Below are 23474 nucleotides of genomic sequence, written 5' to 3'. Positions count from 1 at the left end.
GCAATGATTGCGGCCACCCCATCCTTGCATGAGACAGCGACTCCTTTTTTCCTTGCCCCACGGGTATAGGAAAGGGGATACAACCAACATGGGACCAGAGTAAGCGCTAAAGCGCTAACTCTGGTCGACATAGGAGACAGGTTTTGGAATCGGAGCACAGCCACGCAAGCTCTCTGGCGACCGGATACCGGAGCGTCGCCATCGGAGCGCCTTCCTCGCGGATCGAGAAACGCGGCGACTGCTGGTACCTCGAGTCACTTGAACCTCTGGGCCCGTTTCCGGAGCGCTTTACCGACCGCTTGCTGAGCGGCGCACGCGCGCATCCCGACCGGCTGCTCGTCGCGCGACGCGATGCCAATGGCGCGTGGCAAGGCATCACCTATGCGCAAATGCTCGAGCGCGCGCGTGCGATCGGGCAGGCGCTGCTCGATCGCGATCTCAGCGCCGAGCGCCCGTTGGTGATCCTGTCGGGCAACAGCGTCGAACATATGCAGCTCGCACTCGGCGCGATGTGGGCCGGTATCGCTTATGCACCGGTGTCGCCGGCCTATTCGTTGATGTCGGGCGATTACGGAAAGCTGCGCCATGTCCTCGAACTGCTCAAACCGGGTCTCGTCTACGCGGACGATATCGGCGCATATACAACCGCGCTCGATGCCGCGCTGGATAGCGAAGTTGAACGTGTCAGCGCGGCGCCCGCGCCGAACGCGTCCGGGGTGACGCGCTTCGAAGCATTGCTCGACACCGTCCCGCGCGACGTCGACGCGGCCAACGCGCGCGTGAATGGCGACACGATTGCGAAGTTCCTGTTCACGTCCGGCTCGACGAACCTGCCGAAAGCCGTGCCGACCACGCATCGCATGCTGGGCGCAAACCAGCAGATGCTGCTCGAAACCTTTCCGCAGTTCGGCATCGAGCCGCCGGTCCTCGTCGACTGGCTGCCGTGGAATCACACGTTCGGCGGCAGCCACAACGTCGGCATCGTGCTGTACAACGGTGGCACGCTCTATATCGACGACGGCAAACCCATCGCCGGCAAATTCGACGAGACGCTGCGCAATCTGCGAGAGGTCGCGCCGACCATCTACTTCAACGTGCCGAAGGGTTGGGAAGAACTGACCATCGCGCTGGAAAAGGATGCGGTGTTGCGCGAGCGGTTTTTCTCACGCGTGAAGATGTATTTCTTCGCGGGCGCCGGTCTGTCGCAGGCGGCGTGGGAGCGTCTCGAACGCGTGACGCTCGAACATTGCGGAGAACGCATCCGCATCATGGCCGGGCTCGGCATGACCGAAACCGCCCCGTCCTGTCTGTTCACGACGGGACCCGTATCGTGCGCCGGCTATATCGGCTTGCCGCCGCCGGGGTGCCAGGCCAAGATCGCGCCTGTCGATGGCAAATTCGAAGCGCGCTTTCGCGGCCCTCACGTGATGGGCGGTTACTGGCGCGCATCGCCGGCGCTTCAGAGCAGCGTGTTCGACGACGAAGGCTACTACCGCACCGGCGACGCCGTGCGTTTCGTCGACCCGCAACGTCCGGAACTGGGCCTGATGTTCGATGGCCGCATTGCGGAAGACTTCAAGCTGGCGTCGGGAACCTTCGTCAGCGTTGGGCCGATGCGCGCGCGCATCATCAGCGAAGGGGCGCCCTACGTTCAGGATGCGGTCATTACGGGGATGAACCGTGACGAAGTCGGCGTGATGATTTTTCCGCGCCTCGACGCGTGTCGCGCATTGGCGGGTTCGCCCGCGGATGCGAGCGCGGAGGAGGTGCTCAACACGGCCGCCGTGCGCGATTTCTTCAGCGAACTCGTCGCGCGGCTGAATCGGAGTGCGACGGGCAGTGCGTCGTTCATTGCCCGCATGCACCTGCTGAGCGTGCCGCCGTCGCTCGACCTGGGCGAGATCACCGACAAAGGCTCGATCAATCAGCGCGCCGTGCTCCAGCACCGCGCCGCGCTCGTGGAAGCCATGCACGAAGCCGACCCAGCCGACGCGACGGTGATCCATGCGCGCAAAGGCAGCTAGTCCGGGGACACGAAGAAATGACGTTGACTTATAAGGCGCCGCTGCGCGACATGCGCTTCGCGATCGACGAGTGGCTCGACGCCGCGTCGTGGTGGCGCGACGTGCCCGACTGGCAGGACCTCGACTCGCAGACGGCGCAGCAGGTGCTGGAGGAAGCGGCGCGTTTCGTCGAGGAGCGCATCGCGCCGCTGAACGCGAGCGCGGATCTCGAAGGATGTCGTATCGATGCGGGCAAGGTGACGACGCCCGCGGGTTTTCGCGAGTCCTACGCGGAGTTCGTCAAAGCGGGTTGGCCGACGCTGTCGCTCGACGCCGAGCACGGCGGACAGGGCCTGCCGCAGCTTCTCGACGTCGCACTGCAGGAAATGCTCGCGGGCGCCAATCATGCGTGGTTGATGTCTCCTGGGCTCACGCACGGCGCGACTGCCTGCTTGCAGACGCATGGCAGCGAGCGCGTGAAAACAGAGTTGCTGCCGAAAGTCGCGAGTGGCGAGTGGCTGTCGACGATGTGTCTGACCGAGCCCCAGGCCGGCAGCGATGTCGGCCTGATCCGTTCGCGTGCGACAGAAGCGCCGGGCAGCGGCGGGTATTTCATTGACGGCAGCAAGATCTTCATCAGCGGCGGCGCGCACGACCTGACGGAGAACATCGTTCATCTGGTGCTCGCCCGTTTGCCCGATGCGCCATCCGGTACCAAAGGGTTGTCGCTGTTCGTCGTCCCGGAATGGCTCGAAGACGGCGACGGTGGGCGCTCGCCCAATGGTGTCCATTGCGAAGGCATCGAAAAGAAAATGGGCCTGAAGGGCAGCCCGACTTGCACGATGCGCTTCGAACGCGCATTCGGTTGGCTCGTCGGGGAGCCGCATCGCGGCCTCGCCTGCCTGTTCGTGATGATGAATGCGGCGCGCCTGCAGGTTGCGATGCAAGGCCTCGGGCATGCGCATACCGCGTGGCAACGAGCGCATGCTTACGCGCAGGAACGCGCACAGATGCGCGCGGTCAGCGTGCCGCCCGGCGCGACCGTCGCGGCGGGGCAGGCTGCGCCGATCGCGTTTCATCCGGCCATGCGACGGATTCTGATGGAGCTGCGGGCGATCGTCGAAGGCGAGCGCGCGATCGGTTACTGGACCGCGCATTGGCTCGACATCGCCGCGCATCATGCCGATGCCGACGAGCGGGACCGGGCGGCGCAGCTCGCATCGTTGCTCACGCCGGTTGCGAAGGCGTTTTTTACGGCCAATGGTTTCGACGCCGCATCGAAGGCATTGCAGGTGTTCGGCGGTTACGGCTACATCCACGAGTACGGCATCGAACAGACGTTGCGCGATAGCCGCGTGTCGATGTTGTACGAAGGCACCAACGAGATTCAGGCGATCGATCTGCTGGTTCGGAAGGTGCTGCCGGACCGGGCTGGAGCCCTCGATATGCTGCTTCGTCACGTGCGCGCCGAAGCGCGCTTGTGCCAGGAATCCGATCCGCTGGTTCGTTCTGCGGGTGCGAAGCTCGAACAACTCGCGGAGATAGTCGGGAACACGACGCGGGTGATCAAGGCACGCCATGCGCAAGACCCGGAGACGGCCTACCGCGTCGCGGACGACTATCTCGCGATGCTTGGCTGGATGCTGCTGGCGTTCGCGTGGGCGCGCACGCTGCGAATTGCGACGCCGCAATGCGAGGCCGAAGCGTTCTACGTGCAGAAGCGCGACACGGGCCGCTTCTTCTTCGACTACCCGCTCGCGGCCTTCGCTTATCGCCGCAGCCTCGTTGAAGCCGGTTGCGAGGCAGCGCTGCCCTACGTTTAAAGTCAGCGGCAGCTCGACAACTCCGACAATCCGATTCGCCAGCCGATCCGACGAAATTCGCCTAAGCTGATGACACCATGCAAGCATGTACTTGGTGCCGTGACGCCTGTCGTGCCACGGCTACGACCCAACGGAGAGTGCGATGACTGAAGCCGTCGGAAACGCGGCGAACGCGCGTGTCGCGTGGATTGCCGGAGTGGGCGCGAGCGCCGGGCTAGGGGCCGCGCTCGCGCGTCGTTTTGCTCGCGAGGGTCTGCGCGTCGCGGTGACGGGCCGTTCGCGCGATCGGCTCGATACGATCGTCGACGAAATCCGGCGTGCCGGAGGGCAAGCCGATGCGTTGCCCGGCGACGTGACGAGCGAGAGCGAACTCGCCGCCATTGCGCGCCAGCTCGCCGACCACGGCACGCTCGAAGTCGCGATTTTCAACGCTGCCGGCGCAACGCGTGGACCGACGCTCGAATTGAGCGCCGAGCAGTTCGAGGCGGCATGGCGCGTCATCACCCTTGGCGGTTTTCTGTTCGCGCGAGCGTCGTTGCCGGCCTTACTGGCAGCAGGACGAGGCTCGCTGCTGTTCACGGGCGCCACCGCGTCGCTGCGCGGGCGGCCGCCGTTTGCCGCATTCGCCGCGGCCAAAGCCGGCTTGCGCTCGCTCACGCAGAGCCTCGCGCGCGAGTTCGGGCCGCGCAATATTCATGTAGCGCACGTGGTGGTGGATGGCGGCATCGACGGCGAACGTCTGCGCACGTCCGCGCCGCAATACGTGGCCGAACGCGGCCCGGACGGCCTGCTGAATCCCGACGACATCGCCGAAGCATACTGGCACCTGCATCAGCAGGGACGCAGCGCGTGGTCGCAGGAAATCGACCTGCGCCCGTTCAACGAGTCGTTCTAGCGAGGTGAGGCGAGCAACACCTGCCTCATCAATACCGCTCGGCCACATATTTAAACGGATAGTCTGGTTCCTTATAGCCGTCCGGCTTTTGCCGTTTCGGCAGCGAGACTTTCTTGCGGGCCGGCTGCTTATACGGAATCCTCTGAAGCATGTCGCTGATGATGTTCAGCCGCGCGCGCCGCTTGTCGTTCGAGTTCGCCAGGTACCACGAAGCGAAGTCGGTGTCCGACGCCGCGAGCATCTCATCGCGGGCGCGCGAGTAGTCATACCATCGGCTATAGGATTTCAGGTCCATGTCGGTCAGCTTCCAGAGCTTGCGGCCGTCGTTGATGCGTGCTTCGAGCCGGCGAGTCTGTTCCTCGGGGCTGACCTCCAGCCAGTATTTGAGCAGGATGATCCCGGAATGAACGATCGCCCGCTCGACGAGCGGCACCGCCTTGAAGAAGCTCTGCACGTCGTCCTCGGAGCAAAAGCCCATCACGCGCTCCACGCCCGCGCGGTTGTACCAGCTACGGTCGAAGATGACGACCTCGCCCGCGGCCGGCAAATGCGGCACGTAGCGCTGCATATACATCTGGCTTTTTTCGCGTTCGCTCGGCGCCGGAAGCGCGACCACGCGGAACACGCGCGGACTGACGCGCTCGGTCATCGCCTTGATCGTGCCGCCTTTGCCCGCGCCGTCACGACCCTCGAAGACGATGCAGATCTTCGCTCCCGTTTGCACGACCCATTCCTGCAGCTTGACGAGCTCGACATGCAGATCGAACAACGCCTTGCGATACTCCTTGTACGACAGCGACCTGTCTTTCTCGGGCTGCCCGTTTTCCGACTTCGTTCTGGTCATACTCTTCTCCCCAGCGCGGACTGTTCCAGGGTACTGCGCAATGATCCATTCCCAAGGTAGAGCGCGGCGCGAAGCAGGGCCATACGACCTTGGTCCAATATCGTCGGTACAGGGCGCGCTGTATGCTCTGGGCGTTTGCTCGCGCGAGCCCGATCCGACTGTCCTCGCGGTACCTCGTCCATATGCCGGCAAGGCGCGCGGGATAGTTCGACGCCATCGCCACGGGAGGCCTCATGGATGCCACCGGTCACACGGAGCGGGAAAACGTCGGCGATAGGGAGCCGGTCCTCGATGTCGTCGATCGAGTGTGCGAGTTATGTTTCGGCCTCTTCATGGCGCTGACCTTCGTCGGTACCGTCTCGGCCGTCGGCGCGAGTGCGGACGCGGGGCACAAGATGTTCTACACTGCGTTCGGCTGCAATCTTGCCTGGGGTCTCGCGGACGCGGTGATGTACCTCGTGCGTACGCTGGTGTCTCGCGGCAGACGTATGACGGTTGCGCATTCCGTGCGAAGTGAGCCGGATGCGGCCGCGGGCGTTCGGGCGCTTCGCGATGCGATGGCGTCATGGCTCAAGCCGTTGATCGGCGATACGGAGCTGGAGTCGATCCGCAGGCGTGTTGCCGCGCGGCCGGATCTGCCGCAGCGAGCCATATTCGTGCGCGACGATTTCGTCGCCGCCGCGGCTATCTTCGTGCTCGTGGTTGCCGCGACGTTCCCGGTCGCGTTGCCCTTCGTGCTGTTCACGCACGTGCCGACGGCGCTGATCGTCTCTCGCGTATTGACCATCGTGATGTTATTCGGCAGCGGCGTGGCGCTGGGCCATTACGCGGGATTTCGCGGCTGGCACGCCGGCCTTGCGATGGCGGTGGTCGGCGTGCTGCTGACCATGGCGATCATCGCGCTCGGCGGATGATCGATGTCCTCTGGCTTCGCGTTTCGCCCAGCATCCGCATTGCGCTACCTGTAAGACCAAGGTCCGATTCCGCAGCGGTTTCAGCGTGACATCATGTATCTGCAAGCGTTGTAGTCGTCGCTCCGGTAACTTAAGAGCGACGCTTCCAATGCTCGCTACATGCGCTCGGAAGATCGACGCGCGGCGGTGGCATTGATGGTTCCTTGGGCGGCTATGCCGCTTCACGGCAGAGAAAAAAGATCGAGGCTTCCAGACATCACGACTGGCGACTCGGATCGTAACCAGAACGGAGTCGAAAGTGAACAGACGGAACTTTGTGCACACGCTCGCGCTAACATCCATGGCAGCGAGTCTGGCTTTGGCGGGTTGCACGACGACCGGAGGCAGTGGCGAAAGCGCCACTACCGACGCCGCCAAACGGCAGGAGATCGACGCGGCCGTGAACGGTGCGCTGTCGAAATTGTTCGATACGGTGCAAGGCTCGCACGAGCTCGTATCGAAAGCGCCGGGCGTGCTGGTGTTTCCTTCGGTGAAGAAGGCGGCGTTCATCGTCGGTGGCGAGTACGGTGAAGGCGCATTGCGCGTCGGGGGAGCGACGGTCGGCTATTACAGTACCGCCGCGGCTTCGTTCGGATTGCAGGCCGGCGCGCAGTCGACCGCCGTGTTCTTCCTGTTCATGACGCAGGCTTCGCTCGACAAATTCCGCAACTCGAAGGGCTGGTCGGCGGGCGCCGATGCGTCGGTTTCGCTGCTGAAAGTCGGGGCTAACGGCGCGATCGATACCTCGTCGGCGACCGCCGAGGTCGTGGCGATGGTCTTGACCAATGCGGGCTTGATGGCCGACGTGTCGGTGGCCGGCACCAAGGTTACGCGTCTGAATCTGTAACCGGACGCGGCAAGCAGCGCCATTCGATCGATCGTCATGACGCCGTCACCCGGCGGCGCGTCGCATGCTTTGGTGCGGCGACGCGCCGAGCATGGTTTTTGGCGGACCCACCTCAGCCGGTCCCCCTCATCCTTCCCGTTGTTCTCACGAAACGCTGCGAGCCAGCTGCGCTCGCGGCTCCCGGCGACGCCGCCTTTGATCTGCACTGACCAAAGACGAAACCGAAACTCGGGTTCCTCATCTTCCTGGCATAGATTTATTTTTCGCGGTTGATGAAAGCAGATATTCACCGCGTGGAATATCGGGATAAAAGCTTGACTTGCGTCAAAAACATATTTCCGGGAGATTAACTAAATTGCAGAATTGGCGTCGGGCCTACCCGCTGGCTCATTAATTCGCACTGCATGAAAACTTTACCGTTGAAGTTTCCATTTGAAAGCGCTATCGCCCAGAGAGAAAGCATTGCGGCTCCAAACGGCGACGTTGCTGGTTTGCTAACCTTGTGCGCGTGTGGATGGGCCGGCACTCCGGGCCAGCAATAATTAACTGCCTAACAAACTGGGTCGCCATTTGCCGGTTGATGGCGGACAATGCAAAAAACCATTGAGTAGTTTCCCGAGTAAGTGGCATAAATTACGGTCTCCTGTCGGTAATTGATTCTGGATATCCTATACTGACTTCCAGCACCAGACGTGCGAAGTACCGATTGTGAAGTCGATTATTTGGTTCGAAGCCCAACGATAAAGACGTCGCAGTTGTACGGAATCCGTTCGCACTGGACCCGGAGGTGCCAATGATTAATCTGATCGTGCATGGCAGACACCTGGCGATCGGGGTAGCGGGAATCCTCACGGCGCTGCACGCGCAACCGCGCCACATGGGTCAAAGCAACCCGTCGCAGATCGACAATGCGCGCAACGACGGTCCTCCGCTATCCGGGCACGACCGTTCCAGACAGTCTTCACCCAGGCATCATCGGTTTCAGACCGCTCGAAATATCACCGGCGTGTCGAGCCGGCAGAGTCCCCGCGATACCTGCGAGCCGCCGTCCGGCTTGCCGGCATGGCGGCGCTATGTCGCCGCCTGCTCGTCATGGTTGCGAGGCGAAGGCGATAGCGGCACGCGGCGCATGCTCGACGCGAGAGTGCCGCTGTGCGAGATGCTCGAAATGTTGCCGGTGCCGATCGTCACGATCGATCAGCGCGACCAGATCATTTTCGCGAACGCGCGGGCGGCGCAACTGTTCGGCTACACGAGCGAAGAGCTGGTCGGCGCGCCGAGCGCCAGGCTGTTTCCGATCGACGGCTTCAACGCCGATCGGTCGAGTCGAGGCAATCGTGGCGCGAAGCTGCAACTCGGCGTCACGACCACGCAGAGTCTGATCGCGCGGCGGCGCGATGGCGGCGGCTTTCACGCGGAGGCGGAGACCACCCGATGCCGCGTGCACGATCAGGAATTGCGGATCACCGCGATATCGGATTGCAGTGCGTGCGGCGAAGTCGATGGAAATACGAGGGATCTCGCGCACCTCGCGCGCGTTTCTTCGTTGGGCGAACTCGCCGGATCGCTCGCACACGAGTTGAAGCAGCCGCTTACCGCGATCCTCTTCAACGCGCAGGCCGCACGCAAATTCCTGGATTCGGAGACCACCAACGTCGTGGAGCTGCGCGAAGCGCTCGAAGACATCGTGGCCGACAATTGCCGCGCGAACGACGTGCTGCAGAAGATCCGCGCCCTGGTGCGCAAAGGCGATGTCGAGTTGCAGTTGCTGGACGCCGGCAACGTCGTGCGCGACACCGCGATGCTCGTGCATAGCGATGCGTTGACACGCGGCGTGCACACGAGCTTCGACATCCCGGAGAATCTGGCGCTGATTTGCGGCGACAAGGTTCAGCTTCAGCAGGTGATCCTGAACCTGCTGCTGAATGCTTTCGACGCGGTCAAGGCTTGCCCTGCCGCGGAGCGCCGCGTCGAAACGACGGTGCGCGAGGAAGCGGACGGGCTGATACGGATAACGGTAAAAGATTGCGGCCAGGGCCTCGACGTCGACAGCATGGAAAGGATTTTCCGGCCATTTTTCACCACCAAACCGCAGGGGCTCGGGCTGGGCCTGTCGATCAGCCGCACGATCGTCATGGCGCACCGCGGCCGGCTGTGGGCGGAAAACAACGAGGGCAAAGGGGCATCGTTTCACGTCACGCTTCCCGTCGCGACCGATATCCGACAGAGACTCGTGCCCTGATCATCATGAACCAGACCAACACTCGCGTCTTCATCGTCGACGACGACGGCAGCGTGCGCAGCGCGCTCGCCCGCTTGCTGCGCGCGTCCGGCTACCAGGTCGAATGCTTCGACAGTCCCGAGGCCTTTCTCGAACGAGCCGATTTGACGAACATGCCGGCCTGCCTCGTTCTCGATCTGCAGATGCCGGGCATGACGGGACTCGAAGTGCAGCGCAAGCTCGATCAGCTGCTGCCGATTGTCTTTCTGACCGGCCACGGCGACATCGGCTCGAGCGTCGACGCGATGAAAGGCGGAGCCGTCGACTTCCTGCCCAAGCCGGTGCGCGACTCGCTGTTGCTCGCCGCGGTGGATCGCGCGCTCGCGCGCGCATGCGTGGAAAGCAGGCGCCGCCACGAACGCGAGGAAATAGAAGAGCGCATGCGGCATCTGACCCGCCGCGAGCGCGAAGTGATGGAGCTCGTCGTGACCGGCCGTCTGAACAAACAGGTTGCGAGCGATCTGGGCGCGGCCGAAAAAACGATCAAGATTCATCGGGCCCGCGTGATGGAGAAGATGAAGGCCCGATCGATCGTCGAACTCGTTCATCTGCTGCGAAAGGGCGGCTTTTGTACGGCCGACGAAGAATAATCGCCCGGCTCCCGCGTTGCGCTGCCACTTTTAGCGGCGCTGACCGGCACCGCTAGTGGACCAAAGTCTTATATCTCATTGGGGTTTCAACCAGTACGCTAAGGCATCAGAGGTCCCCTTTCCGGAGCGGCCGCGCGTTCGCGTTGTCATATGGTCAACCCTAACCAATTCGTTGCGGTGGTCGACGATGACGAGTCGGTGTGCCGAGCTATCAAGCGTTTGCTGCATTCCGAAGGTATCAGGGCGGAGACGTTTTGCAGCGGTGACGAGTTCTTGAATGCGCTTGCGGCAATTCCGTCGTATCGGCCTGCCTGCGTGATTCTGGACGTCCAGATGCCGGGAACCAACGGCCTGGAAGTCCAGCGTCAGCTCGCGCAAATGGGGGTGCCGGTCATCATGATTACCGCCTACGAAGATATCTCCGTCCGCCAGGCCGCGCTCGCGGCCGGCGCGGCCGCGTATCTGCGCAAGCCTTTCACCAGCGCGATTCTGTTCAAGGCGGTCGAGGTGGCCATCGGCGGTCCGCCGCCGACACCCTGAACGCGCGCCTTCGCACCAGAAGATATGAGACCAAGGTCCGATTGCCGCCGTTTCTTCGGATCACCAAACTGAACTCAATCCAAGCGTCGAACCGAACGCCGGCTGCGCCGCGCGGAGCGCGGCAGCGTTCAAGGATAAGAGCGGGAGCGCAAGTGATGAAATCAATTTCGGTTTGTCTCGCGATTCTTCTCGGTACCGCTGCGATGCAGGTGGGCGCGGCGGACTTCGACGGCAGCAAGCGGCTGATGTGCGCGACGATCGACGCGCACGCCTGCGATCCGGGGATCGCTTGCACGCGCGCGTTGCCCGCGGATCTCGGTCTGCCGAAATTCCTCACGCTCGACTTCGACAAACGCGCGGTCGTCGGCCCTGCGCACACGACGCCGATGCTCTCGGTTACCAAAGAGGCGGATCAGCTCGTGATGCTTGGCAATGAGATGGGCTTTGGCTGGACGCTGGCCGTCGATTCGACGGACGGCGAGATGACGCTGATGATCGCGAACAGAAACGATGCCTTCGTGCTGTTCGGCAACTGCACGCCTTTGTAATCAGGCGGAGTGCGCGATGAAAACCGTACCCGTGTGTTTGGCCTCGCCGCGGCCGGATTCTCGCGGCCCTCTCCCGTTGCTCGCCGTCGTCGCGGCACTGACGCTGCTCACGCTGCTCGCGTCGTGCAAGAAGGAAGCGCCACCGCAGGTGGCCGCCGTGCCGGAAGTGACCGTGATGACGGTCGTCCAGCAGGACACGCCGGTCGACTTCGAATTCACCGCGCAAACCCAGAGTTCGCGCGAAGTCGAGATCCGCTCGCGGGTGGACGGCTTTCTCGACAAGCGCATGTACACCGAAGGAACGTTGGTCAAGACGGGACAGACGCTGTTCCAGATGGACCGCAAGCCGTTCGAGGCCGCGCTGCAGACCGCGAAAGGGCAACTGGCCCAGCAGCAGGCGCGTCTCGAAGTCGCCAAGGCCAATCTCGCGCGCGTGCAACCATTGGCGGCGCAGAACGCGTTGAGCAAGAAGGATCTCGACGACGCTGTCGGCAACGAGAAGCAAAGCGCCGCGGCGGTGTTCGCCGCGCAGGGCGAAGTCGATACCGCGCAGCTGAACCTCGGCTACACCACGATCAAGTCTCCGCTGAACGGGCTGTCGAGCTTCGCGCGTCAGCAGGATGGCAGCTACGTGACGGCAACCGGCAACAGCAGCTTGCTGACCTACGTGTACCAGCTCGACCCGATGTGGGTGAACTTCAGCATTTCCGAGAACGAGATGCTGAAGTACCGCGACGAAATCGCGGCCGGACAGCTGCGCTTTCCGCCGAACAACAATTTCTCCGTGCATCTGATTCTCGCCGACGGCACGCCTTATGCCGAGCAGGGCCAGATCGACTTCGCGAACCCTGCGTTCAACACGGAAACGGGAACCTTCCTCGTGCGCGCGACCTTTGCGAACCCGAAATACACCTTGCGTCCGGGGCAGTTCGTGAAGGCCCGCGTCGGCGGTGCGATCCGGCCCAACGCGACGCTGGTGCCGCAGCGCGCGGTGTTGCAGGGCGCGAAGAGTCACTTCGTGTGGGTCGTGGGTAACGATGCGAAGGCGCATCAGCGGGTCATCGAAGTCGGCGAGTGGCAGGGCGACAACTGGTTCGTGTCCGATGGACTGAAGGCGGGCGAGCGCATCGTCGTGGATGGCGCGCTGCGCGTCACCGCGGATTCGCAGCTGAAGATCGTCAAGGAGCTGCCGCCGGCCAAGGACTCGGCGGCCGTGGCGACGGCTGCATCGCAAAGTGGCGCGGCGGCGGCGCCCGCCGCCGAGTGACGGGGCGCCCACATGAATATCTCGCGCTACTGCATCGACCGGCCGATTTTCGCGTCGGTCATCTCGATCGTCATCACGCTCGGCGGCGCGATTGCGATGTTCGCGCTGCCGGTCGCGCAATACCCGGACGTCACGCCGCCGCAGATCACCGTGTCCGCGACTTACCCGGGCGCGAGCGCCGAGGTCGTCGCGAACAACGTCGCCGCGCCGATCGAGCAGCAGGTCAACGGCGCGGACAACATGATCTACATGAACTCGTCCAGTTCGTCGACCGGCAGTTTTACGCTCAACGTGTACTTCAACATCGGCACGAATCCCGAACTGGCCCAGGTCGACGTGCAGAACCGCGTGAATCTCGCACTGCCGCAACTGCCGAGCTCGGTGCAGTCGCAAGGCGTTCAGGTCCAGAAGAAGTCGTCGGCATTCATGATGGTGATCGCGGTCTATTCGCCCACCGACCGCTACGACGCGACCTACATCGCGAACTTCACGAACATCTACGTACTCGACGCGATCAAGCGGATTCCCGGCGCGAACCAGTCGTCCATATTCGGTAATCCAGACTACGCGATGCGAATATGGTTGAAGCCGGATCGAATGGCGCAACTGGGCGTGACGGCCGCCGACGTGCAAAAGGTCGTCTCGAACCAGAACCAGCAGTTCGCGGTCGGCAGCATCGGACAGTCGCCAACGGGCTCGGCGGTGCAGCAGTCGTTCGCGGTCACGACCACGGGGCGCCTCGCCGAGCCGTCGCAGTTCGACAACATCATCGTGCGCGCGGCGAGCGGCGGCGCGGCGATCGTGCGCCTGAAGGACATCGGCCGCGCCGAGCTGGGCCAGAAGGACTACTCGATTCGCAGCCGCTTCCAGGGCAAGCCGGCCACGGTGTTGGCCGTGTATCAGCAGCCGGGCGCCAATGCGCTCGAAGTGTCGAAGCAGGTGCGCAAGACGCTCGCGGAGCTGAAGAAGTCGTTTCCCGAAGGCATGACCTACGAGATCGCGATGGACACGACCGAGTTTACGCGGGCGTCGATCTCGGACGTGATCCACACGTTCTTCGAAGCGCTGGTGCTCGTCGTGATCGTCGTGTTCGTGTTCCTGCAAAGCCTGCGTGCCACGCTGATTCCGATCGTCGCGGTGCCGGTGTCGATCGTCGGCACCTGCATGTTCATGCTGCTGGTGGGCTTTTCGATCAACATGCTGACCTTGTTCGGCATGGTGCTCGCGATCGGCATCGTCGTCGACGATGCGATCGTGGTGATCGAGAACGTCGAGCGCAATATGACGGTGCACAAGCTGTCGCCGAAAGAAGCCGCGAAAATGGCCATGGACGAAGTCGCCGGACCGGTCGTGGCGATCGTGCTGGTGCTGTGCGCGGTGTTCGTGCCGGTTGCGTTTCTCGGTGGCATCACCGGGCAGTTGTACAAGCAGTTCGCGATCACGATCGCGATTTCGGTGGTGTTGTCCGGCATCGTCGCGCTGACCTTGTCGCCGGCGCTCGCCGCGTTGCTGCTCAAGAGCGCGCACCACGAGAAAAAGGGCTTTTTCCGCTGGTTCGACAACCAGTTCGCCCGCATGACGGCGGGCTATACGCGCGCGGTCAAAGTGGTCATCAAGCGCTGCATCATGGGGCTCGTGTTCTTCGTGGCGTTGATCGCGCTCTCGGTGCTGATGGTGCGCTCGATTCCGTCCGCGTTCCTGCCGCCCGAGGACCAGGGCTATCTGCTCGGCGCGGTCATCATGCCGGACGCCGCGAGCCTCGACCGCACCGGCCAGGTATCGCAACGCGTCACCGACTACTTCAAGGAGCGAGACGGGGTGGGCAGCATCACCACGATCGATGGGTTCAGCCTGCTCGACAGTCAGAACAAGAACAATGCCGGCACATTCTTCGTCGGTCTGAAGAGCTTCGACGAACGCTACACGCGGGCCAACATCAGGACGCAGAATGCGCGCGCGCTTCTGCTCGACGCGTATAAGTACTTCTCGAACGTGCAGGAGGGCATCGTACTGCCGGTCAATCCGCCGTCGATTCCGGGGCTCGGCACGACGGGCGGCACGGAGGTGTGGATCCAGAGCAAGGGTGACGGGAACATCTCGCAGCTCGCGGGCGTGGTCGAGCAGTTTTTGCAGAGAGCGCGGGCGCGCAAGGAACTGACTCGCGTGACGTCGACATTCAATGCGTCGTCGCAGCAACTGATGGTCAACGTCGATCGCGACAAGTCGGAGACGCTCGGCGTGCCGGTCGAAGACGTCTATAGCGCGATGCAGACGATGTTCGGCTCGCTATATGTGTCGCAGTTCAACCGCGCGGCCCGGCTGTGGCAGGTGATCCTGCAGGCGGAGCCGTCATATCGCCTGAAGCCGACCGATCTCGATCAGATCTTCGTGCGCAGCACCAACGGCACGATGGTGCCGATCAAGGCGTTGGCGACCTATCGCTATGTGACGGGCCCGGACCTCGTCACCCGGTTCAATAACTTTCCGGCCGTCAAGATCACGGCCAATGCGGCGCCCGGCTTTAGCTCCGGGCAGGTAATCTCCACGCTCGAAGAGCTCGCCGCGCAGATGCCGGACGGCTACGACGTCGCGTGGAGCGGCGAAGCGTTCGAAGAGCGGCAGTCGGGCGGCACCTCCGGTCTCGTGTTCGTATTCGGTCTCGTGATGGTGTTCCTGATCCTCGCCGCGCAGTACGAGAAATGGACGCTGCCGTTCGGCGTGCTGATGGCGGTGCCGTTCGCGCTGTTCGGCGCGCTGCTCGCGATCATGCTGCGCGGGCTGTCCAACGACGTCTACTTCCAGATCGGGCTGACGATGCTGGTCGCGCTCGCCGCGAAGAACGCGATCCTGATCTTCGAATTCGCGGTGCTCAACCGCGAGGGCGGCGCATCGGTCCTCGACGCGACGATGACCGCCGCGGAAGAACGGCTGCGTCCGATCGTGATGACCTCGCTCGCGTTCATTCTCGGCTGCGTGCCGCTCGCGATCGCGACGGGCGCATCGGCGAACAGCCGCCATTCGATCGGTACCGGTGTGATCGGCGGGATGCTGGGCGCGACGGCGATCGCGGTGTTTTTCATCCCGATGTTCTATTACCTGCTCGAATCGATGTCGTCGCGCTCGAAGGGAGGCAAAAAGTCGACGCCGGACGCGCAGCACAGTGGCGGCGCGGGACGGGAGCCCTCGGCGGTGGCCGGGCCCGGTGCGTCGAGCGAGGCGCCGTCTGCGCCGCGGGAAGGTGAATGACATGCGCGGCACGGCACCGACCCGTCTGCTCGCCTCCGTCATGCTGCTCGCGCTGAGCGGATGCCTGCTAGGCCCCAACTACCAACGCCCGGCGGTCGAGGTGCCCGCCACCTATCGTTTCGCCCAGGGCGAGGCCGCGGGCATCGCCAACGCCGTATGGTGGGAGCAGTTTCAGGACCCAGTGCTCGATCAGCTGATCGCCACCGCGCTGCAGGACAACCGCGACGTGAAGGTCGCGGCCGCCCGGGTCGACGAGTTTCGCGGGATGTTCGTGACCACGCGTTCCGGGCTGTTCCCGCAAGTCTCGGCAGGCGCCGAGGCGTCGCGCCAACGCGTCTCGCAGGTCGAAGCCGTGACGGTGCCCAAGGGCGTGAGCCCCGTCTACAACCAGTTCGAAGCGACCCTGGCGGTGTCCTGGGAACTCGATCTGTTCGGCAAGGTGCGCCGCGAAACCGAGGCGGCGCGCGCGAATCTGCTCGCCAGCGAAGAGGGCCGCCGCGCGACGATTCTGACGCTGGTCAGCTCGGTCGCCTCGGCCTATATCAATCTGCGCAGTCTGGACCGGCAGCTCGAGATCGCGAAGGAGACCGTGCAAAGCCGCGCGGAATCGGTGCGCGTGTTCGAGGCGCGTTTCCGCTACGGCGAGGTCTCGCAGATGGAACTCGCGCAAAGCCAGTCGGAGTATCAAGCCGCGCAGGTCACGGTGCCGCAGCTCGAAGCGCAGATCGGCCAGCAGGAAGACGCGTTGTCGGTGTTGATCGGCAGGAATCCCGGCGCGATTCTGCGCGGCCGTGAGCTGGCGCAGATGGGCACGCCGCCGATTCCCGCGGGGCTGCCGTCCGAACTGCTCGAACGCCGTCCCGATCTGCTGGAGGCCGAGCAGACGCTGGTCGCGCAAAACGCGCTGATCGGCGCGGCGCGCGCGTTGTACTTCCCGTCGATTTCGCTGACCGGGCTGTTCGGTTCGGTCAGCGCGCAGTTCTCGAATCTGTTCACCGGACCGGCGCGCGCGTGGTCGTTTGCGGGCAGCGTCACGCAGCCGATCTTCACGGCGGGCAACATCACCGGCCAGGTGCATCAGGCCGAAGCGCGCCAGCAGGAAGCGCTGTACTCGTATGAAAAGGCGATCCAGGTGGCGTTTCAGGAGGTCGAGGACTCGTTGCTCTCCGTGCAGAAGACACATCAGGCACTCGATGCGCAAAACCTTCAGGTCGAAGCGCTGGTCACGTATGCGCACCTCGCGAGGCAGCGTTACGAAGGCGGCTATACGAGCTATATCGAAGTGCTCGATGCGGAGCGCAGCCTGTTCAACGCGCAATTGAGCTATGCGCAGACCCAAGGCGCGGTGCTGGCCTCGTACGTCACGCTCTACAAGGCGACGGGCGGCGGCTGGGTGGCCGAGGCGGAAAAAATGACTGCACCGCCGGCCGCGCCGCAAGCGTCGCCAGCGATGGCGCCGGCCTCGCAGAACTTGACCGCGCCGGGTGGAACGTCGGGTGCAGTGGAGGCGGCGAGATGACGGGCAACGAGCTGATCGCGTGCGAAGAGTGCGACCTGCTTCAGCTCGGCGCGCCGCCCGCCGCCGGCAATGCGTTGCGCTGCCAGCGTTGCCGCGCGGAGCTCAGGCGCGGACGCTCGAACGGGCCCGAGTATGCGCTCGCATTCTCGTGCGCGTCGGCGGTGCTGCTCGTGATCTCGAACGCGTTTCCGATCGTCGGTCTGTCGCTGAACGGCAATCTCGTGCAGACGACGCTCGCGGGTTCGGTGCGCATGCTGTACACCCACGGCGCGTGGCCGCTCGCGTTGCTGGTCGGCCTCACGACGATCGTCACGCCGGTGCTGCAAACCGCGGCGATGCTGTGGCTGCTGCTGCCGCTGCACTTCGGGCGCGCACCGTGGCGCCCGGTCGAGTTCTTTCGCGTGTTTCAGCTCGCGCGGCCGTGGGGCATGACCGAGGTGCTGATCCTCGGTCTGCTGGTCGCGCTGGTCAAGCTCGCGCATATCGCGAAGGTGGTGCCGGGCACCGCGCTGTGGTCGTTCATCGCGCTGATGCTGCTGCTCGCGGCCGCGGCGGCGACGTTCGATCCGCGCGAAGTGTGGTCGCGCATCACGGCGGCGCGTGGCGCGCAAGGTTGGCAATTGCCGCCGATCCGCGTGCGCCGCAACGCCATCACGGCGTCTGCCTACGGGCTCGTGCTGTGCGAAGAATGCGGCCTGCTGCTCAAGCAGCCCGGCGGCGCGGGCAAGCATGTCTGCCCGCGCTGCAAGGCGCCGTTGCATCAGCGCAAGCCCGCGAGCCTGTCGCGGACCTGGGCGTATCTGGTCGCCGCGATGGTGCTCTATATTCCGGCCAACGTGCTGCCCGTGATGGACACGAGTTCGCTGTTCGGCTCGCAGAAGGACACGATCCTGAGCGGCGTGGTCTATCTGTGGGTATCGGGCTCATGGCCGCTCGCGGTGCTCGTATTCATCGCGAGCATCGCGGTGCCGATGCTGAAGATTCTCGGCATCGGCTATCTCGCGTTGTCCACGCAGCTTCGTTGGCAATGGCTACCCGGGCAGCGCACGCGGATCTATCGGCTGATCGAGCTGATCGGGCGCTGGTCGATGCTCGATATCTACGTGATCACGATGCTGGTCGCGCTGGTGCAGTTCCAGGCGCTCGCGACGATCAAGGCCGGCCCGGCGGCGGTCGCGTTCGGCGCGGTCGTCGTGCTGACCTTGCTCGCCGCGATGGCCTTCGATCCGCGCCTGATGTGGGACGCTATGGAGACCGAACGTGTCCACTCCGACTGAAGAGCCCGAGCTGCCCGCCGCCGAGCCGGTACCGCGCTCGCGCTGGCGGATGCAACTGGTCTGGCTCGTGCCGATCGTCGCGATCCTGATCGGCGGTTGGCTCGCGGTGAAGGCGGTGATGGAGCGCGGCGAGCAGATCAGTATCAGCTTCAAGACCGGTGACGGTCTCGAAGCAGGCAAGACGAAGCTCAAGTTCAAGGACGTCGACATCGGCGTGGTCGAAGCGGTATCGCTGACGCCGGATCACAAGCGCGTGGTGGCCAAGGCCGAGGTGACGCGTGACGTGTCGGACCTGCTCGTCGACAACACGCGCTTCTGGGTCGTGCGTCCGCGCATTTCGGGCGGCACGGTGTCGGGGCTCGGCACGCTGCTGTCGGGCTCGTATATCGACGTCGATGTCGGCAATTCGCCGAAAGCGCGCCGCAGCTTCGTCGGCCTCGAGGAGCCGCCCGCGATCGCGAGCGACGTGCCGGGGCAGGAGTACACGTTGCACGGAGTTGGACTCGGCTCGCTCGACGTGGGCACGCCGGTCTTTTTCCGCAGAATCCAGGTGGGCCAGGTCTCGTCGTTCCACCTGGACCCGGACGGCCGTGGCGTCACGGTGAAGGTGTTCGTCAACGCGCCCTATGACCGGTTCGTGAGAACCGACACGCGTTTCTGGCACGCGAGCGGTGTCGACATGTCGTTCGACAGCAACGGCTTGCGCCTCGAAACGCAGTCGATCGTGTCGATCATCATCGGCGGGATCGCGTTCGAATCGCCGCCAGGATCGCAGGTGGAGACGAGCGCCGATAGCGGCACCCGGTTCGAGTTGTACCCGAGGCGCGCCGACGCGATGGAGCAGCACGATCGCATCGTCGACAAGTACGTGGTGAATTTCACCGATTCGGTACGCGGTCTGACGGTCGGCGCGCCCGTCGATTTCCGCGGCGTCGTGATCGGGGAAGTGACGGCGATCTACACGCGCTTCGATCCGAAGACGCGCCAGTTCAGCATTCCGGTCGAAATCAATCTTTATCCGGAGCGGTTCACGTCGCGCTATCGGAACGACGGCGCCGGCGACGGCGGACGGCTTACCGCGGACCCGCGCGCGCTTGCGAACTTCCTCGTCGAGCGCGGGTTGCGCTTCCAGTTGAGAAGCGGCAATCCGCTGACGGGCCAGCTCTATCTCGCGGTGGATTTTTTCCCCGACGCGCCGAAGGCGTCGATCGACTGGAGCAAGACGCCGCCCGAAATGCCCGCGACTCCGCGCACGCTGCAATCGCTGCAGGACTCGGTCTCGCGACTGCTGACCAAGGTCAACAACATCCCGTTCGAGGATATCGGCAAGGACGCGCGCTCGACGCTGCGCACCACCAACGCGATGCTCGGGCAGCTTCACACCCAGGTCGTGCCGAAAGCGTTCGACACGCTGCTGTCGGCGCAATCCACGCTCGATTCGGCGAATGCCGCGTTGCAGCCGGACTCGTCGCTGCAGCAATCGACGGAGGACGCGATGCGTGAACTGACGCGCACCGCGGCGTCGCTGCGCACCTTGGCCGACTATCTGGCGCAGCATCCGGAATCGCTCGTGCGCGGCAAGTCGGAGGGCAAGAAGCCATGACAGATGCGACGGTCCGTTTGTTGCCCCGCTTATTGCCCCGCTTTTCGGCCCGCTTCACGGTCCGCCTCACAGCCTGCCTGATGCTCGCGCTCGCCGCCGCTCTGCTCGGCGCCTGCAAGTCGCCGGCGACGAACTTCTACACGCTGAGCCCCGACGAATCGCTGAGCGGCACCGGCGCGAGCCGGCCGATCGCGGCCGTGATCGGTCCGGTCACGATTCCCGAGATCGTCGACCGGCCGCAGATCGTCACGCGGATCGGCAACAACGAGGTCGAGGTCAACGAATTCGACCGCTGGGCGCAGCCGCTCGGTGGCGACATCGGCCGTGTGATCGCGGCCGACCTCGGCGCACTGCTGAACTCGCAGCAGGTTTCGGTGTTCGATGCGGTACGCGATCCGTCCGTCGTCTGGCGCGTGCGGATCGACGTGATGCGCTTCGAGTCCGTGCCGGGGCGCGACGTCACCGTCGACGTGCTTTGGGCCGTGCGCCCGCCCGGCAAGATCCGCGCCGTCACCGGCCGCTCGGTCGCTCGCGAGAGCGTGTCCGGTCCCGGCTTCGAGCCGATCATCGCCGCGCATGATCGCGCGCTCGCCTCGGTGAGCCGCGATATCGCCGCCGCCGTGCAGGCGAGCCCCGCTCAATGACTCGTCGCGGCGCGCCACGTCGACACGCACGGCGCCCGACCCCGGGTGCCGCGCTGGGTCGCGCGCATAATAAGACCTTGGTCCGATTGCCACAGGCCAGGGCCAAATCCACGATTCAATCGATGCACGGCGCGTGCGTCCGCAGCGATCGTGACGCGCACCTTTCAGGAGTCTTCCGATGGACGCTGAAACGCTGTTGTCACAAAGCCAGGACATTGCCTCGAAAATCACCCGCGTGCTGCAAAAGCGCACGCAAATCGCGCAGCAGCATCTGAACGAACGGGTCACCGAAACGCTCGGCCTCGATCACGATGGCGCGCCGACTGCAAGCGCGATGCCCGCGCCATTCGATCCGCTCAGCGCGTGGCAATACGCGGTGGATGCCGCGCAGCGTTCGCTGCTCTTCTGGGACACGCTATACCGGCGCGGCAACGAATTCGTCGAACGCAGCGTCAGCGGTCCGACGCCGGTGCTGCATTTCGAATACGACATGCTGCTCGACGGCCGCACGTTCGAGCGGCCGGTCAACTATGCGCTGCTGCAACTTCGTCCGCTCCAAGGCGTGGGCGTCGACGTGCGCAAGCGCCCGTATCTGATCATCGATCCGCGCGCGGGCCACGGCCCCGGCATCGGCGGCTTCAAGGACGATTCGCAGGCGGGCATCGCGCTGCGCGCGGGCTATCCCGTCTACTTCGTGGTGTTCTTTCGCGACCCCGAACCCGGTCAAACTCTGCTCGACGTGTGCAATGCCGAGCAGCGATTCGTGCGCAAGGTGCGCGCGCTGCATCCGGACAGTCCGAAGCCCGCGATCATCGGCAATTGCCAGGGCGGCTGGGCGGCGATGATGCTCGCCAGCTCCGACCCCGAGGAGACCGGCCCGATCGTCATCAACGGTGCGCCGATGTCGTACTGGAGCGCCGCCTGGAGCGAAGGCGAGGGCGACAACCCGATGCGCTATTCGGGCGGCATGCTGGGCGGCGCGTGGCTCGCGTCGTACGCGGCGGATCTCGGCAACGGCAAGTTCGACGGCGCGTATCTGGTGCAGAACTTCGAAAACCTGAACCCCGCCAACACGTTCTGGGACAAGTACTACCACCTGTACTCGAACGTCGATACCGAACCGCCGCGCTTTCTGGAATTCGAGCGCTGGTGGGGCAGCTACTACCTGATGAATCGCGAAGAGATCGAATGGATCACGCGCAACCTGTTCGTCGGCAACAAGCTGTGGTCGGGCGGTGTGACGAACAGCAGCGGCCAGGCGTTCGATCTGCGTGAAATCCGCTCGCCGATCATCCTGTTCGCGTCGATGGGCGACAACATCACGCCGCCTCAACAGGCGTTCAACTGGGTCGCGGACCTGTACGGCAGCACCGAGGAGATCAAGGCGCGCGGCCAGGTGATCGTCGGTCTGACGCACCAGAACATCGGGCATTTGGGCATTTTCGTGTCCGGCAAAGTCGCGAAGAAAGAGCACAGGCAGATCGTCTCCGTCCTCGAGACCATCGAAACGTTTCCGCCCGGGCTCTACGGCATGACCATCAACGAGACGAGGAACGCGGCCGGAGAGATCGATTACGAAGTGGAATTTCATGAGCGGCGGCTCGAGGAGATTGCCGCGCGCTTGAACCGCTTCGGCCGCATCGACGAAAAGCCGTTCGAAGCGGTCGCGGCGGTGTCCGATATGAATCAGCGCATGTATGAACTGTTCGCGCAGCCGTTCGTGCAGGCGATGTCGAACGAAACGAGCGCCCGCATGCTGCGCCAGTTTCATCCGCTGCGCTGGCAGCGCTGGGCCGTTTCCGCGATGAACCCGTGGCTTGGCTGGCTGCCGGCGGCGGCGCAGTCGGTGCGTGAGAATCGTCAGCGGACCGGCGCGGATAACCCGTGGAGCAAGCTCGAACGCAACGGCTCGCAAATGATCAGCGCGTCGCTCGACTATTACCGCGCGATGCGCGACGCGGTGACCGAGGCCGGCTTCTTCAGCGTGTACGCGAACCTGTATGCGACGTACCTGAGCAAGCCCACGGCCGACGGCGCGCCCGCACAGGCCGGCGCGATCGATCCGCGCGAGCTGCCGTTCGTGCGCACCGCGTTGGAGGCGATCGGCGACGGCGGCTACACGGAGGCGCTCGCGCGCGCGGCCTTCCTGTTGTCGCAAAGAGGCGAGACGTTGCCGCTCGCGCGCTACGAGCTGCGCAAGGAGATCGCCGAAAGCTACGCGGAGTACCTGCCCGACATCAGCAGCGATCACTGGCGGCGCATCCGGGGCGAGCAGGAAATCATCGTCAGCCTCGAACCGGACCAGGCGATTGCGACGCTGCCTAAGCTGCTTTCCCATAGCGAGGACCGCGAGCGCTTTCTGCAACTGCTCGACAAGCTGGCGAGCGATGAGCGCGTGTTGAACGCGTCGCCCGACGCCGCGCAAAAGGACGCGTTCGAACGCATCCGCGCGGTGCTGGGTTCGCGAGTGAACCGCAAGCGCGACGCCCGTTTGCCTGACCCCACGCGCATGTGAGCGAGCGGCGCGTTGCGCGGCCGGATGCAAGCATGACGCAACGGTAAGCACGGCGCCCGTCAGCCGGGCGCATCGCGCG

The 23474-nt window shown here is 64.1% G+C and carries 17 protein-coding genes; 16 read left to right on the top strand and 1 reads right to left on the bottom strand.

The window, feature by feature from the left end:
* Positions 1-143: 143 nt before the first annotated feature.
* The 3 genes from AB3X94_RS19730 (at position 144) to AB3X94_RS19720 (ending at position 4721) form a co-directional block, all read left to right on the top strand.
* On the top strand, positions 144-2024 hold the full coding sequence (locus tag AB3X94_RS19730) for a feruloyl-CoA synthase (RefSeq protein ID WP_368612434.1): 1881 nt from the start codon (positions 144-146) through the stop codon (positions 2022-2024).
* Between the two features lie 17 nt (positions 2025-2041).
* Positions 2042-3826, top strand: a complete 1785-nt coding sequence (locus tag AB3X94_RS19725; RefSeq protein ID WP_368612433.1) for an acyl-CoA dehydrogenase family protein — start codon at positions 2042-2044, stop codon at positions 3824-3826.
* 142 nt (positions 3827-3968) lie between these two features.
* Positions 3969-4721 carry an SDR family NAD(P)-dependent oxidoreductase gene (locus AB3X94_RS19720; RefSeq protein ID WP_176107417.1) on the top strand — a complete coding sequence of 251 codons (753 nt, stop codon included), beginning with the start codon at positions 3969-3971 and terminating at the stop codon, positions 4719-4721.
* 28 nt (positions 4722-4749) lie between these two features.
* On the opposite strand, the gene ppk2 is transcribed toward AB3X94_RS19720, so the two are convergent.
* Entirely contained in the window at positions 4750-5565 is an 816-nt protein-coding gene (ppk2, locus tag AB3X94_RS19715) for a polyphosphate kinase 2 (RefSeq protein ID WP_368612432.1), read from the bottom strand.
* Positions 5566-5798: 233 nt separating this feature from the next.
* Here ppk2 and AB3X94_RS19710 point away from each other — a divergent pair, with 233 nt between their 5' ends.
* From AB3X94_RS19710 to AB3X94_RS19650, 13 genes are all read left to right on the top strand, one after another.
* Positions 5799-6479 (top strand): hypothetical protein, encoded by a 681-nt coding sequence (locus AB3X94_RS19710; protein ID WP_368612431.1) that lies wholly within the window; start codon positions 5799-5801, stop codon positions 6477-6479.
* Between the two features lie 340 nt (positions 6480-6819).
* Positions 6820-7365, top strand: coding sequence for a YSC84-related protein (locus AB3X94_RS19705; protein ID WP_368612430.1), 546 nt, complete (start codon positions 6820-6822; stop codon positions 7363-7365).
* 793 nt (positions 7366-8158) lie between these two features.
* Positions 8159-9607, top strand: coding sequence for an ATP-binding protein (locus AB3X94_RS19700; protein ID WP_368612429.1), 1449 nt, complete (start codon positions 8159-8161; stop codon positions 9605-9607).
* Positions 9608-9612: 5 nt separating this feature from the next.
* Positions 9613-10236, top strand: a complete 624-nt coding sequence (locus AB3X94_RS19695; RefSeq protein WP_368612428.1) for a response regulator transcription factor — start codon at positions 9613-9615, stop codon at positions 10234-10236.
* A 150-nt stretch (positions 10237-10386) separates the two neighbouring features.
* Positions 10387-10776 (top strand): response regulator transcription factor, encoded by a 390-nt coding sequence (locus AB3X94_RS19690; protein ID WP_013093249.1) that lies wholly within the window; start codon positions 10387-10389, stop codon positions 10774-10776.
* 155 nt (positions 10777-10931) lie between these two features.
* Positions 10932-11324, top strand: a complete 393-nt coding sequence (locus AB3X94_RS19685) for a hypothetical protein (RefSeq protein ID WP_176107422.1) — start codon at positions 10932-10934, stop codon at positions 11322-11324.
* A gap of 16 nt (positions 11325-11340) precedes the next feature.
* Positions 11341-12591, top strand: coding sequence for an efflux RND transporter periplasmic adaptor subunit (locus AB3X94_RS19680; protein WP_368612427.1), 1251 nt, complete (start codon positions 11341-11343; stop codon positions 12589-12591).
* A 12-nt stretch (positions 12592-12603) separates the two neighbouring features.
* Entirely contained in the window at positions 12604-15837 is a 3234-nt protein-coding gene (locus tag AB3X94_RS19675) for an efflux RND transporter permease subunit (protein WP_368612426.1), read from the top strand.
* Between the two features lies 1 nt (position 15838).
* Entirely contained in the window at positions 15839-17356 is a 1518-nt protein-coding gene (locus tag AB3X94_RS19670) for an efflux transporter outer membrane subunit (protein WP_368612425.1), read from the top strand.
* A complete protein-coding gene (locus AB3X94_RS19665) occupies positions 17353-18633 on the top strand; it encodes a paraquat-inducible protein A (protein WP_368612424.1) in 1281 nt (426 codons plus the stop codon). Before AB3X94_RS19670 ends, AB3X94_RS19665 begins: the two co-directional genes overlap by 4 nt.
* Positions 18617-20236: an intermembrane transport protein PqiB gene (locus tag AB3X94_RS19660; protein WP_368612423.1), complete on the top strand. Its 1620-nt coding sequence runs from the start codon at positions 18617-18619 to the stop codon at positions 20234-20236. Before AB3X94_RS19665 ends, AB3X94_RS19660 begins: the two co-directional genes overlap by 17 nt.
* Positions 20237-20316: 80 nt before the next feature.
* Complete coding sequence (locus AB3X94_RS19655) at positions 20317-20880, top strand: membrane integrity-associated transporter subunit PqiC (protein ID WP_368612476.1); 564 nt, start codon at positions 20317-20319, stop codon at positions 20878-20880.
* Positions 20881-21058: 178 nt separating this feature from the next.
* Positions 21059-23395: a DUF3141 domain-containing protein gene (locus AB3X94_RS19650; protein ID WP_368612422.1), complete on the top strand. Its 2337-nt coding sequence runs from the start codon at positions 21059-21061 to the stop codon at positions 23393-23395.
* The last annotated feature ends 79 nt before the right edge of the window (positions 23396-23474 follow it).

Source organism: Paraburkholderia sp. BR10923, assembly GCF_040948765.1.
Classification (GTDB): Bacteria; Pseudomonadota; Gammaproteobacteria; order Burkholderiales; family Burkholderiaceae; genus Paraburkholderia; species Paraburkholderia youngii.
The sequence above is the reverse complement of the archived record's forward strand: the minus strand, read 5'-3'. Positions and strand labels throughout refer to the sequence as shown.